The 12,044-nt window shown below is 71.9% G+C and carries 11 protein-coding genes and 1 riboswitch; of the genes, 5 read left to right on the top strand and 6 right to left on the bottom strand.

Annotated features, from left to right (window positions below; genetic code table 11):
* Positions 1–53 precede the first annotated feature (53 nt).
* On the top strand, positions 54–1,232 hold the full coding sequence (locus BLU20_RS11810) for a Ca2+-dependent phosphoinositide-specific phospholipase C (RefSeq protein ID WP_083372646.1): 1,179 nt from the start codon (positions 54–56) through the stop codon (positions 1,230–1,232).
* 9 nt (positions 1,233–1,241) lie between these two features.
* On the opposite strand, the gene BLU20_RS11805 is transcribed toward BLU20_RS11810, so the two are convergent.
* Positions 1,242–2,975, bottom strand: a complete 1,734-nt coding sequence (locus tag BLU20_RS11805; protein ID WP_083372645.1) for an ABC transporter ATP-binding protein — start codon at positions 2,973–2,975, stop codon at positions 1,242–1,244.
* Positions 2,975–4,789 carry an ABC transporter ATP-binding protein gene (locus BLU20_RS11800; protein ID WP_083372644.1) on the bottom strand — a complete coding sequence of 605 codons (1,815 nt, stop codon included), beginning with the start codon at positions 4,787–4,789 and terminating at the stop codon, positions 2,975–2,977. The genes BLU20_RS11805 and BLU20_RS11800 overlap by 1 nt, the downstream gene beginning before the upstream one ends.
* Positions 4,790–4,846: 57 nt before the next feature.
* On the opposite strand from BLU20_RS11800, the gene BLU20_RS11795 reads away from it, so the two are divergent.
* Together BLU20_RS11795 and BLU20_RS11790 are read left to right on the top strand one after the other, a co-directional pair.
* A complete protein-coding gene (locus BLU20_RS11795) occupies positions 4,847–5,308 on the top strand; it encodes a DUF3817 domain-containing protein (RefSeq protein ID WP_083372643.1) in 462 nt (153 codons plus the stop codon).
* Positions 5,305–6,549, top strand: coding sequence for a ThiF family adenylyltransferase (locus tag BLU20_RS11790; RefSeq protein ID WP_083372642.1), 1,245 nt, complete (start codon positions 5,305–5,307; stop codon positions 6,547–6,549). The genes BLU20_RS11795 and BLU20_RS11790 overlap by 4 nt, the downstream gene beginning before the upstream one ends.
* 206 nt (positions 6,550–6,755) lie before the next feature.
* Here BLU20_RS11790 and BLU20_RS13810 read toward each other — a convergent pair whose 3' ends face one another.
* From BLU20_RS13810 to thiO, 4 genes are all read right to left on the bottom strand, one after another.
* Positions 6,756–7,268 carry a hypothetical protein gene (locus BLU20_RS13810; RefSeq protein ID WP_157270460.1) on the bottom strand — a complete coding sequence of 171 codons (513 nt, stop codon included), beginning with the start codon at positions 7,266–7,268 and terminating at the stop codon, positions 6,756–6,758.
* A gap of 99 nt (positions 7,269–7,367) precedes the next feature.
* The gene (locus BLU20_RS11780; protein ID WP_029252246.1) at positions 7,368–8,165 is read right to left on the bottom strand and encodes a thiazole synthase; all 798 of its coding nucleotides are present in this window, start codon (positions 8,163–8,165) and stop codon (positions 7,368–7,370) included.
* A gap of 1 nt (position 8,166) precedes the next feature.
* On the bottom strand, positions 8,167–8,400 hold the full coding sequence (gene thiS, locus BLU20_RS11775) for a sulfur carrier protein ThiS (protein WP_083372640.1): 234 nt from the start codon (positions 8,398–8,400) through the stop codon (positions 8,167–8,169).
* Complete coding sequence (thiO, locus tag BLU20_RS11770; RefSeq protein WP_083372639.1) at positions 8,397–9,554, bottom strand: glycine oxidase ThiO; 1,158 nt, start codon at positions 9,552–9,554, stop codon at positions 8,397–8,399. The genes thiS and thiO overlap by 4 nt, the downstream gene beginning before the upstream one ends.
* Positions 9,544–9,647, bottom strand: a riboswitch (TPP riboswitch). (Overlaps the previous gene by 11 nt.)
* 95 nt (positions 9,648–9,742) lie before the next feature.
* On the opposite strand from thiO, the gene thiE reads away from it, so the two are divergent.
* Together thiE and guaA are read left to right on the top strand one after the other, a co-directional pair.
* Positions 9,743–10,390, top strand: coding sequence for a thiamine phosphate synthase (thiE, locus tag BLU20_RS11765; RefSeq protein WP_083372638.1), 648 nt, complete (start codon positions 9,743–9,745; stop codon positions 10,388–10,390).
* 47 nt (positions 10,391–10,437) lie between these two features.
* Complete coding sequence (gene guaA, locus BLU20_RS11760; RefSeq protein ID WP_083373052.1) at positions 10,438–12,027, top strand: glutamine-hydrolyzing GMP synthase; 1,590 nt, start codon at positions 10,438–10,440, stop codon at positions 12,025–12,027.
* Positions 12,028–12,044 lie beyond the last annotated feature (17 nt).

The raw sequence follows: 12,044 nt of genomic DNA, 5'->3' as shown, positions 1-12,044 counted from the left end.
GGCGCGACGGTGTGACTTGGATCGCACCTCGGAGATGCGCTAGACATGCGCCCATGACTCAGCCTCCGTCCGCCGAGACGTCGCCGAGCTCGCTCGCGAAGCCGCGTGACACCCGCACGCGTGCGTCGCGCCGGGTGCTGATCGCGGTGGCCGGTGTCTTCGGCGCGGCGGTGGTGCTGACCGGCGCGCTCGTCCTCTATCTGCTCGCCCAGGGATGGACGAGCGCCTCCGCCCAGGCGCAGCGCCTCGACGACGCGAGGGACGAGGTGGCGCAGCTCGCGGACGGTGAGGTCCCCGCCTGGACCGACCCGGCGGGGGACGCCTCCGTGAGCGACGACCTGGCGTACGACGACCTCCAGGTGATCGGGACGCACAACTCCTACGTGGAGGAGCCGACGTGGCTCCAGCTCCAGCTGATCGGACTCGTCGAGCCCGCGTCGAAGAGCACGCTGCGCTACGGGCACGACCCGCTCTGGGACCAGCTGGAGGACGGCGTGCGCAGCATCGAGTGGGACGTGCGCGACCACGGTGACCGGTTCTCGATGGCGCACGTCCCGCTGGTCGCGAACCGTGGGACGTCGCCGGACCTCGAGCTCGCGCTCGAGGAGCTCGGGCTCTGGTCGTCCTCGCACCCGGACCACCTGCCGGTCAGTCTGATGGTCGAGTTCAAGAAGGACTACGCGTTCCTCGACCCGAGCCTGCAGGCGTTCGACGCCGACTCCTACGACCGGTGGGACGCGCTCCTCGAGGAGTCGCTCGGTGAGGCGCTCTTCACGCCCGACGACCTGCGGGGCTCCGCGCCGTCACCGCGGGACGCGGTCGAGACGACCGGCTGGCCGACCGTCGGAGAGCTGCGCGGGCGGATCCTCGTGTTCGCGTGGGACGACGAGGAGGTGCGCGAGCAGTACCTCGCCGGACACGAGAACCTTCGCGGCCGGGCGATGTTCACGTCGTCGCGGACGGGTGGGTCGGACGCAGTCTTCGCCGTGCACGACGACCCCCACGCCGCCGCGATCGCCGACGCGGCGGCGGCCGGGATCGTCGTCCGCACACGGACCGACGCCGACCTCGACGTGGGCGGCGACGACCTCGCGGCCGCGTTGGCCTCGGGCGCGAACATCCTGTCGACCGACTTCCCCGCGAGCGAGGCCGACCCGGTCAGCGGCTATGCGGCGACGTTCGCCGGCAGCCCCGCCACGGCCCGAGCCGTGCCGGGGCGGGCGACGGACTGACGGCGCGCGTCACTCCTGCTGCCAGGACTCCCACAGGCGGGCGTAGTCGCCGCCCGCCGCCACCAGCTCGTCGTGCGGGCCGATCTCCGCGATCCGCCCGCCGTCGACCACGGCGACGCGGTCGGCGTCGTGCGCGGTGTGCAGGCGGTGGGCGATCGCGACGACGGTCCGCCCGGTCAGCACGGCGTCGAGCGACGACTCCAGGTGCCGGGCGGCGCGCGGGTCCAGGAGCGACGTCGCCTCGTCCAGCACGAGCGTGTGCGGGTCGAGGAGCACCAGGCGCGCGAGCGCGACCTGCTGCGCCTGCGCCGGCGTGAGGACGTGCCCGCCGGACCCGACCGTCGTCGCGAGTCCCTCGGGCAGCGCCTCGGCCCAGGTGAGGGCGTCGACCGACCCGAGCGCGCTGCGCAGGGCCTCGTCGTCGGCGTCCACGTCCGCGAGCCGGAGGTTCTCGGCCAGGGTGCCGACGAAGACGTGGTGCTCCTGGGTCACGAGAGCGACGTGCCCCCGCAGGTCCTCCAGCGGCAGGTCCACGAGGTTGACCCCGCCGACCGTGACCGAACCGCCCGTGGGCGGGTGGACGCCCGCGAGCATCCGCCCGAGCGTCGACTTGCCGGCGCCGGAGGGGCCCACGACGGCGAGCCTCTCGCCGACCGCCAGGTCGAGGTCGATGCCGTGCAGCACGTCCTGACCCTCGCGGTACGCGTACCGGACGTCGCGCGCCACGACGTGCTCGTCGTCGGGCTCGTCGCCCGAGGGGGTGCGGTCGGTCTCGACCAGCTCGACGCCGATGATCCGGGCGAGCGACGTGGCCGCCACCTGGATCTCGTCGAGCCAGAAGATCAGCTCCCACACGGGTCCCGCGAGCTGGAACGTGTACATCGTGATCGTGGTGACGGCGCCCAGCGTGACGTTCCCGGTCGAGATCAGATAGCCGCCCCAGACGAGGATCGCGACGGGTGCGACGACGAACGTGAGGTCGATGCCCGGGAAGAGCACGGTGCGCAGGCGAAGTGTGGCCCGTTCGGCGTCGAAGGCCTCGCGGAGGTCGTCGTCCACCCGCCCGCGACGACGTCGCGCCAGCCGCAGCGCGTCGACGGTCCGGGCGCCCTCGACCGTCTCGGTGATCGTGCCGTTGAGGGCGGCGTAGGCGGCCGCCTCGCGCTGGTAGGCGGGCGAGGCGCGGCGCAGGTACCACCGGGTCACGACGATCATCACGGGGAGCCCCACGAACATCGCGATCGCGACCTGCGGGGCGATGATGAACGACGCGACGACGGTGAGCAGGATCGTCACGACGGCCACGATCAGCCGTGGCACGCCGAAGCGCACGGCGTGCTGGATCCGGTCGACGTCGTTGGTGGTCCGCGCGACGAGGTCGCCGGTGCCGGCCTGCTCCACCGTCGACAGGGGCAGCGACGTGACGGTCTCGACGAAGCGCTCGCGCAGGGCCGCGAAGACGCTCTCGCCGAGCACCATCGCCTTGCGCTGGGCGATCTTGATCAGGACCGCCTGGGCGACGATCGCGGCGACACCGATCGACACCACGCGGATCACGTACGACTCGGTGGTGCCGGCGACGACCGCGTCGACGAGGTTGCCCAGGATCAGGGGGCCGGCGAGCCCTCCGAGCGCGGCGAGGGTGTGCAGGACGGCGACGGTCGTGAGCGGGCCGCGATACGACCGCATCAGGCCGGACGTGTGCCGGCGCACTTCGCGGAGGTCGGCGACGGGCAGCTTCATCAGCGGGCTCCTTCCGTGACTCCGGGGTGGGTGTCGCTGGTCTCGGGCGCCGCGTCGGCGTCGAGGTTGCGTCCGACGACGGCGCGGTAGCGGGCGGCGGACTCGCCGCCCGGGGCGTCCAGGGGGCGGTCGAGCAGCTCGCGGTGGGTACCGCGGGTGGCGACGACGCCGCCGTCCAGGAAGGCGACCTCGTCGACCTCGCCGAGGACCAGCGGGCTGGCCGTGACGATCAGGGTCGTCCTGCCGGCGCGTGCCTCGGCGAGCCGGACGGCGATCCGGGCCTCGGTGTGGGCGTCGACCGCCGAGGTCGGCTCGACGAGGACCAGGATCTCGGGGGAGGTCAGGATCGCGCGCGCCAGGGCGACGCGCTGTCGCTGCCCGCCCGAGAGCGAGCGACCCTTCTCCGGGAGCACACCGTCGAGACCGTCCGGCACGGACGAGAGGACGTCGTGAGCGTCGGCCACGGTGATGGCCGCGAGCAGGGCCTCCCGTGTCGCGGTGCCGTGCACGTCGAGCTCGTCCGAGAGCGTGCCGGAGAACAACTGCGGCGTCGCCTCGGCGACCACGACCCGACCGCGCAGCTCTGCGTGGTCGAGGTCTGCGAGGAGGGTCCCGCCGAGGCGGACGGGCGTCGCGAGCTCTGCTGCGTCGTCGAATCGGCCCAGACGGGTGGCGACGGCGGCCGAGGCGTCCGGGTCCTCGCACACGAGGGCGACCACGCGGCCCGGCTCGAGCCGGAGCCCGCTGGTCTCGTCCACGAGGGGCGACCCGGCCGGGGGGAGCGGTGCCGTCCCGGGCGTCGCGCCCGCGGCGGGCTCCACCCGGAGCACCGTGATGAGCTTCTTGGCGGCGACGTGCGCCCGCGTCGCCACCTGCAGCGTCTGCGTCGCGATCTGCAGCGGCCAGCCGAGGAACGCCGAGTACCCGTAGAAGGCGACGAGCTCGCCGGGGGTGATCTCGCCGGCGATCGCCTTCATCGCACCGATGTAGACGACGAACGCCACGAAGATGCCGGGCAGCAGCACCTGCAGCGAGTCGAGCAGCGACTGCACGCCCGCCACGCGGACGCCGGCCTGGCGCACCTCCTGGGACTTGACCCGGTAGCGGTCGGTGAAGACCTGCTCACCGCCGATCCCGCGCAGGATCCGCAGACCCGAGACGGTGTCCGCGCCGAGCGTCGTCAGCCGGCCCGCCGCCTCGCGCTGGGCGCTCTGGCGCTGCTGGAGCGGCTTGATGAGAAAGCTGAGGACCAGGGCGACGGCGGGCAGCCCGAGGACGACGATCAGCCCGAGCTCGACCGACTGGTTGAGCATGATCGCGGCCACGACGAGATAGGCCGACAGGCTGCCGATGAACTGCGCCGCGATCGCGTAGATCTCGGCCAGGCGGAGCGAGTCGTTCGCCACGGCGGAGACCACCTCGCCGGTGGGGAGCTCCTCGGTGATGGCGTCGCCCGACTCGGAGACCGTACGGCCCACCAGCTGAGACATCCCGAACGCGCCCCGCATCCAGCACTGGACGTCGAAGCGGTGCCCGATCGCAGACGCGGTTATCAGCAGCGCCCCGACGGCGAGCAGAAGAGCCGCCCACCCCCACAGCGCCGAGCCGAACCCGTCGGCCAGGCCCTCGTCGATCGCGCGACCCAGCAGGTACGGCTGCACCGCCTGGCAGACGAACACCACGATCCCGAGGGCGATCGCGGTCAGGAGGATCCACTTCTGGCGCAGGGCCTGCCACCACAGCAGCCGGATCGGTCCGGTCAGCGGCGGTGTGCCGGGGTCGGGGAGGGGGAGGGCTCGCACGGCAACTAGCATGAACCATGCAGGCTTGACTACCTACCCAATTTCACCGGCGTGAGGAAACGAACACCCATGAGTACCCCGGACCGCGAAGCCGCTGCGCAGACCACCACGCCGGCGGCCGACGCCGCCGCCGCGACGACCACCGCCGGGCCGAGCGACGCCGAGGTGCAGGCCGCCATCGCCAAGGCGCGCGGCGCGCTCGCCCGCTACCGGTTCATGGCACTGATCACCGGAGTCATGCTTCTCGTCCTCTGTGCCGAGATGATCTACAAGTACCTGTTGATCGGCGTCCTCGGTATGTCCGACGCCGCGCTGCCGTACATCGAGTGGATCCCGTTCGCCCACGGGTGGATCTACGTCCTCTACCTCGTCACGGTGCTGGACCTGTGGGCCAAGATGCGCTGGTCGTTCGGTCGGCTCGTCACGATGGTCCTCGCGGGCGTCGTCCCCGTCATGTCGTTCGTCCTCGAGAAGAACGTGCACCGCGACACCCAGGCACGCCTCGACGCGCTGGAGGCCCGCGTCGCATGACCGGTGCCCCGCTGCCGCCCCTCGTCGAACCCGGTCCGGCGCTCAGCCCGCCGGAGCTCGCCCGCTACGCCCGTCACCTGTCGCTGCCGGGCATCGGGGTGGACGGGCAGCGGCGACTGGCCGCCGCACGGGTCCTTCTGGTCGGGGCTGGGGGACTGGGTAGCCCTGCGATCCTCTACCTCGCGGCTGCCGGGGTCGGGACGATCGGTGTCGTCGACGACGACGACGTGGACGCCTCCAACCTGCAGCGGCAGGTCCTGCACGGCGACGGCGACGTCGGACGCCCCAAGGTCGAGTCCGCGCGCGACTCCGTGGCGGAGATCAACCCGCACGTCCGGTTCGTCGCCCACCGCGAGCGTCTGACACCGCTGAACGCGCTCGACGTGATGGGGAGGTACGACGTCGTCCTGGACGGCGCCGACAACTTCGCCACCCGCTACCTCGTCTCGGACGCGGCCGAGGTGCTTGGCCTCCCCGTCGTCTGGGGGTCGATCTTCCAGCACTCCGGGCAGGTCAGCGTCTTCTGGGGGGCTGCCCCCGAGAACGGTGTGACGTACCGCGACGTCTTCCCGGAACCACCGCCGCCCGGGACCGTTCCCGACTGCGCCACCGGGGGAGTGCTCGGCGCGATGTGCGGGTCGATCGGGACCGCGATGGCGGTCGAGACCGTCAAGCTCGTCACCGGGACCGGCCGGACCCTGCTCGGGCGCCTCGCCGTGCACGACGCGCTGGAGGCGACCTGGCGAGAGCTGACCGTCCGGGCCGACCCGACCCGCGAACCCGTCACCGCGCTGCTCGAGGGGCCCGACGCGTATGCCGCCTTCTGCGGGGTTTCGTCGGTCGAGCCTGTCGAGACCAGGGCCTCGTCGGTCGAGCCTGTCGAGACCACGGTTTCGTCGGTCGAGCCTGTCGAGACCACGGTCGCTGCGACAGAGATCGCCGCTCTCCTCGACGACGGTGCCTATCTCCTCGACGTCCGCGAACAGTGGGAGCACGACATCGTCGCGATCCCCGGCGCGCACCTCGTCCCCAGCGGCCGTTTCCTCGGCACCTCGGCGGGAGCCTACGCGGCGCTCGCGGACCTGCCGACGGACCGCCCCGTCGTCGTGCTCTGCAAGGTGGGTGCGCGCTCGGACCGCGTGGCACAGGCCGCGCGGGAGGCAGGCGTCGACGCCCGCAACGTCCCGGGCGGGATCCTCGCCTGGATCAGTGAGGTCGCCCCGCACGAGCAGATGTACTGAGGCTCGCGGTGGGTCTAGAGGTTCAGCGCCCGGAGCTCTTCGGCATTGCCGCCCACTGTTGGATCGTCGGGTCAGGCGTGCGGCCCAGGCGCCGATCAATGACCAGCCGCGTGCGTGCGTCGACGATCTGAGCTCTCGTCGGGACGTATCGACCCGAAGTCCGCGCTGCTCGCGGTGACTTCGTGGAGTCGCTGTTCCGAGCATGATCAGCCATCTTCTCGACCTCCGTCCGCGCTGCTGGTCTCGTCTGTACCAGTATCCTCGCTCCTCCGATCAAGCGCCACGGCCAGTACGGCGTCGATCACCCGAAGTTCGTCCACGTCGGCGAGCGGTGAGTCGATGAGCGCGTACAGCACCTCGGAGCCGACCTCGTGCTTCTCCCCGCTCGTGGTGTCGAGGCGGTGATCAGTCGCCCACTGCATCCGTTCCCACCACTGCGAGCGAGCCTCGGACTTCGCGCGATGCAGAAGTGTGCCCATCCCGATGATGAATGCGGCGACACCAGCTAGCGCGGTGGCTGCGGGGGCAAGGTCTCCGATGATGGGCGCCGCGTGGCGCCAGTTGATCGAGACGACGGCGACACCGGTGGCAGAGGCGCCCGCGAGTAGTCCGAGTCCTGCCCAAAGTAGTGGCTCGCGGACTCGGTGCCAACGTGTCGAGAGCACTCGGCGCGTGCTGATGCTTCCTGATGTCGAAGGGCCAGCAGTGACGTGGTTCACCTACGCGAACCTAGCAGTGCGCAAAGCGCCTCGTTCCGAGGCTGTGGACGACGGCTGCGTGGCGCGGCGGTGCGGTGTCGGGAGCACCGCACCACCGCGCTACATCGCGAGGTCGAGGTTGTTGCGGCCGACCATCCCGCTGACCGGCGAGGACGCGAGCGCGCTCTCGCGGCGAGGGATGCGACCGGCGTGCGCGGCCTCCCACCCGGCCTCGACGCCGAGCCGCATGGCACGTGCCATCCGCGCGGGGTGCTCCGCGCGGGTCACGGCGGTGGCGAGGAGGACGCCGTCGCACCCGAGCTCCATGGCCTGGGCGGCGTCGGACGCGGTCCCGATCCCGGCGTCGAGGATCACCGGGACGCGGGCCTCGGCGCAGATCGCCTCGATGTTGCGGGGGTTGACGATGCCCAGACCCGACCCGATGGGTGCGCCGAGCGGCATGACGGCGGCGCATCCGACGTCCTGCAGGTGGCGGGCCACGATCGGGTCGTCGTTCGTGTACGGCAGGACGGTGAACCCGTCACGGACCAGTGTCTCGGCCGCCTCGACGAGACCCAGAGGGTCGGGGAGCAGCGTGATGTCGTCGGCGATCACCTCGAGCTTGATCCAGTCGGTGCCGCACGCCTCACGGGCGAGCCGGGCGGTGAGCACGGCCTCCTTGACCGAGAAGCAGCCTGCGGTATTGGGCAGGGCGCGGATGCCGAGGCGTTCGAGCAGACCCCAGATCCCGGCGTCCTCGCCGGCCGTGGGTGCGGCGACCCGGCGCATCGCGACGGTCGTCAGCTCCGTCCCGGACGCGACGAGCGCCTCCTCCAGCGCGAGGAGGTTGGAGGCGCCGCCCGTCCCCATGACGAGACGCGAGCCGAGCTCCTGCCCGGCGATGGTCAGTGAATCCATGTCAGCCTCCCTGGACTGCGGTGACGACCTCGACCCGGTCTCCGGGGGCGAGATGCGTGGTGCTCCATGCGGAGCGGGGGAGCACGGCGTCGTCGATCGCGACCGCCACGCCTCGAGGCTCACCGTTGGCGACGAAGTTCGGCAGCATGCCACGCACCAGCGTCGCGACGTCGGTCGGTTCCGCCAGCGGGTACGGCTCCCCGTTCACGACGGCGGTCGGTATGTCGGTGCTCATGAGGCCTCCTCGGTCCGGATGCGGGTGTGACGGTTCATCATGGCGGGCGCGACGACGTCGGGCAGGTCTGTCTCGTCGAGCGTGGCGTCGACGACGGCGCTGGTCAGCGGGGTGAGCAGGATGCCGTTGCGTCCGTGACCGGTGGCGACGAGCAGGCCGTCGACGCTCGCGTCGAGGTAGGGAAGGTTGTCCGGGGCGCTGGGGCGGACACGCGGGCTCGCCTCGCGCAGGTCGAGCTCGTCGATGCCTGGCAGGACGGCGCGGGCGTCGCGGAGCAGGGCGAAGACCGATCCTGCCTCGACCCGCCGGTCGTCGGGCTTCTCGTCGCTCGACGCCCCGATCACGACCTCGCGGAACCCTGACTCGTCGGCGACCCGTGTCACGGCGTACACCGCCCGTCCCTGGACGCGGGCGCGCACCACCGGCTCGACGTCGAACCAGGGCTCCGCGGCCAGTCGGAGCGTGATGCCCTTGACGGGGCGCAGCGGCGCGTGGATCCCTGCGGTCGCCAGCAGGCCCGTGGACGAGACCCCTGCCGCGACGACGACGAGGTCGGCGGTGCGGTCGACGCCCGCCGCGTCGACCGCACCGACCACCCGGCCCGACGCAGACGTCAGCCGGACGGCTCGGCACTCGACGACCACTGCGCCGGCCGCTCGGGCGGCCGCGTCGAGCGCGCGGGTGGTGGCCCGCGGGTCGACCTGGTGGTCGTCCGGCATCCACGCTCCGCCGGCGACGCGGCCGACGAGCGGGGAGATGCGGCGCGCCTGCGCCGTCGAGATCTCCTCCGACACCAGCCCCCAGCGGTGCTGCAGGTCGATCAGCCGCCGCGTCTCGGCGAGGTCGTCCGGGTCGAAGGCCAGGGTGAGCGTGCCGGTCTGGCGTAGTCCGACGTCGAGACGTGATGCCTTCTCGAGTTCTGCGGCAAAGTCGGGCCAGCGTGCTGCCGAGTCGACGTTCATCGCCGCCAGCTCGGGCTCTCCGAAGTCGGCCTCGCAGACCGCTGCGAGCATCCCGGCCGCCGCCATGCTGGCACCGTCGCGTGGGGTGGGGTCGAGGACCGTGACGCTCAGGCCGCGGCATGCCGCCCGCCAGGCCGCGGTCAGTCCGATGATCCCGGCGCCGACCACGAGGACGTCGCTGTGCTTGCTCATCGTTGCTCCCTATCGCCGGCATGACCCGGATCAGGTTCGACGGTCGGCAGATCGCCCTCTCAGCCTCTGGTCGAGGCTCCCGTGCAGGGGTCAGCGTAGCGCGATGAGCGACGGACCAGGTGGCGCGGGGCAGGCGCGACTCGACTCGCACGGCGACCGCGGGAATGTTGGTCGATAGGCTCGCGCCCATGACCTCCGCAGACGCTCGCGCCCGACTCGCCGCTGCACGCCTCTACCTGTGCACCGACGCACGCGAGGAGCGCGGCGACCTCGAGGAGTTCCTCCACGCGGCCCTGCGGGGAGGCGTGGACGTCGTCCAGCTCCGGGACAAGACGCTCGACGTGCGGCGCGAGCTGGAGCTGCAGGAGATCGTCGCAGCGGTCGCGACGGAGCATGGTGCGCTGTGGTGCGTGAACGACCGTGCCGACGTCGCGAGCCTGGTCGGTGCGCCGGTGTTCCACACGGGCCAGGACGACCTTCCTGTCTCCGGGTCGCGCGCACTGCTCGGCGGGGACGTCCTGCTCGGGCGGTCGACGCACGCGGCCGTCGAGGCGGCAGCCGCGGAGGCCGACCCCGACGTCGACTACTTCTGCGTCGGCCCGCTCTGGGCGACGCCGACCAAGCCGGGTCGCCCCGCCGTCGGGCTGGATCTGCTCCAAGAGGTCGCGGACTCCCGGCCGTCGACACCCTGGTTCGCCATCGGCGGGATCGACGGCGAGCGCCTCGACGAGGTGCTCGACGCCGGGGCCGAGCGGATCGTCGTCGTACGCGCCGTCACCGAGGCCGCCGACCCCGAGGCGGCGGCCCGCGCTCTGCGGGAGCGTCTCCCGGCCTGAATCCGGACGTGTCCGCGGCACGCTGGCGCGGCAACTATCCTGGGTGCGTGACAGCCACGCCTGACGTCCCCGTGACCACCCCGAGGCCCGTTCTCGTCGTCGACTTCGGCGCGCAGTACGCCCAGCTCATCGCGCGTCGCGTGCGCGAGGCGAGCGTGTACTCGGAGATCGTGCCCCACACCTTCTCGGTCGAGAAGATGCTGGCCAAGGACCCGGCCGCGATCATCCTCTCGGGTGGTCCGTCGTCCGTGTACGCCGACGGTGCGCCGTTCGTGGACCCGAAGCTCTTCGAGGCCGGCGTCCCCGTCCTCGGCATCTGCTACGGGTTCCAGGCGATGGCCGCGGCGCTCGGCGGCGACGTCGCCCAGACCGGTCAGCGTGAGTACGGCGGCACCGAGGTCGAGGTGTGCGAGGCAGGTGCGCTGCTTGCTGACACGCCCGCCAACCAAACGACGTGGATGAGCCACGGCGACTCCGTACACGCGGCCCCCGAGGGTTTCCAGGTGCTCGCGACGTCGGCCGGCTCCCCGGTCGCGGCGTTCGAGGACACGGAGCGTCGTCTCTACGGCGTGCAGTGGCACCCCGAGGTCAAGCACTCCGCGCACGGCCAGACCGTGCTGGAGCACTTCTTGTACGACGGCGCAGGGCTGGCTCCCGACTGGACACCCGGAAACGTCGTGGCCGACCAGGTCGAGGCGATCCGCGCGCAGGTCGGCACCAAGCGCGTGATCTGCGGCCTCTCCGGCGGTGTCGACTCCTCCGTCGCCGCGGCGCTGGTGCAGAAGGCGGTGGGCGACCAGCTCACCTGCGTCTTCGTGGACCACGGTCTGCTGCGCGCCGACGAGGCCGAGCAGGTCGAGCGTGACTTCGTCGCCGCCACGGGCGTCAAGCTCATGGTGGTCGACGCCAGGCAGCGCTTCCTCGACGCGCTCGCCGGCCAGACCGACCCGGAGACCAAGCGCAAGATCATCGGCCGCGAGTTCATCCGCGTCTTCGAGGATGCCGCACGCGACGTCGTCGCGGACGCCGGTGCGCACGGTGAAGAGGTCGAGTTCCTCGTCCAGGGGACGCTCTACCCCGACGTCGTCGAGTCCGGCGGCGGCGAGGGTGCGGCCAACATCAAGAGCCACCACAACGTGGGCGGTCTGCCGGACGACCTGCAGTTCTCCCTGATCGAGCCCCTGCGCACGCTGTTCAAGGACGAGGTCCGCGCCGTCGGCCTCGAGCTCGAGGTGCCCGAGGAGATCGTCTGGCGCCAGCCGTTCCCCGGGCCGGGCCTCGGCATCCGGATCATCGGCGAGGTCACCGCCGAGCGCCTGGAGGTGCTGCGCGCCGCCGACAAGATCGCCCGCGAGGAGCTCACCAGGGCGGGGCTCGACCGCGACATCTGGCAGTGCCCGGTGGTGCTGCTCGCCGACGTGCGCTCGGTGGGCGTCCAGGGTGACGGCCGCACCTACGGCCACCCGATCGTGCTGCGTCCGGTCTCCTCGGAGGACGCGATGACCGCGGACTGGACCCGCCTGCCGTACGACGTCCTCTCCGTGATCTCGACCCGCATCACCAACGAGGTGAGCGAGGTCAACCGCGTGGTCCTCGACGTGACGAGCAAGCCGCCGGGCACCATCGAGTGGGAGTGAGGCGTCGGGCGGGCGTC

The sequence above is a fragment of the Paraoerskovia marina genome, from assembly GCF_900105445.1.
In the GTDB taxonomy this organism is placed as follows: Bacteria; Actinomycetota; Actinomycetes; order Actinomycetales; family Cellulomonadaceae; genus Paraoerskovia; species Paraoerskovia marina.
The sequence above is the reverse complement of the archived record's forward strand: the minus strand, read 5'-3'. Positions and strand labels throughout refer to the sequence as shown.

What these genes read in the sequence shown, in the direction of transcription:
- BLU20_RS11810 (WP_083372646.1), top strand. Translation starts at nt 54, where the DNA reads ATGACTCAGCCTCCGTCCGCCGAGACGTCGCCGAGCTCGCTCGCGAAG.
- BLU20_RS11805 (WP_083372645.1), bottom strand. Translation starts at nt 2,975, where the DNA reads ATGAAGCTGCCCGTCGCCGACCTCCGCGAAGTGCGCCGGCACACGTCC.
- BLU20_RS11800 (WP_083372644.1), bottom strand. Translation starts at nt 4,789, where the DNA reads ATGCTAGTTGCCGTGCGAGCCCTCCCCCTCCCCGACCCCGGCACACCG.
- BLU20_RS11795 (WP_083372643.1), top strand. Translation starts at nt 4,847, where the DNA reads ATGAGTACCCCGGACCGCGAAGCCGCTGCGCAGACCACCACGCCGGCG.
- BLU20_RS11790 (WP_083372642.1), top strand. Translation starts at nt 5,305, where the DNA reads ATGACCGGTGCCCCGCTGCCGCCCCTCGTCGAACCCGGTCCGGCGCTC.
- BLU20_RS11780 (WP_029252246.1), bottom strand. Translation starts at nt 8,165, where the DNA reads ATGGATTCACTGACCATCGCCGGGCAGGAGCTCGGCTCGCGTCTCGTC.
- thiS (WP_083372640.1), bottom strand. Translation starts at nt 8,400, where the DNA reads ATGAGCACCGACATACCGACCGCCGTCGTGAACGGGGAGCCGTACCCG.
- thiO (WP_083372639.1), bottom strand. Translation starts at nt 9,554, where the DNA reads ATGAGCAAGCACAGCGACGTCCTCGTGGTCGGCGCCGGGATCATCGGA.
- thiE (WP_083372638.1), top strand. Translation starts at nt 9,743, where the DNA reads ATGACCTCCGCAGACGCTCGCGCCCGACTCGCCGCTGCACGCCTCTAC.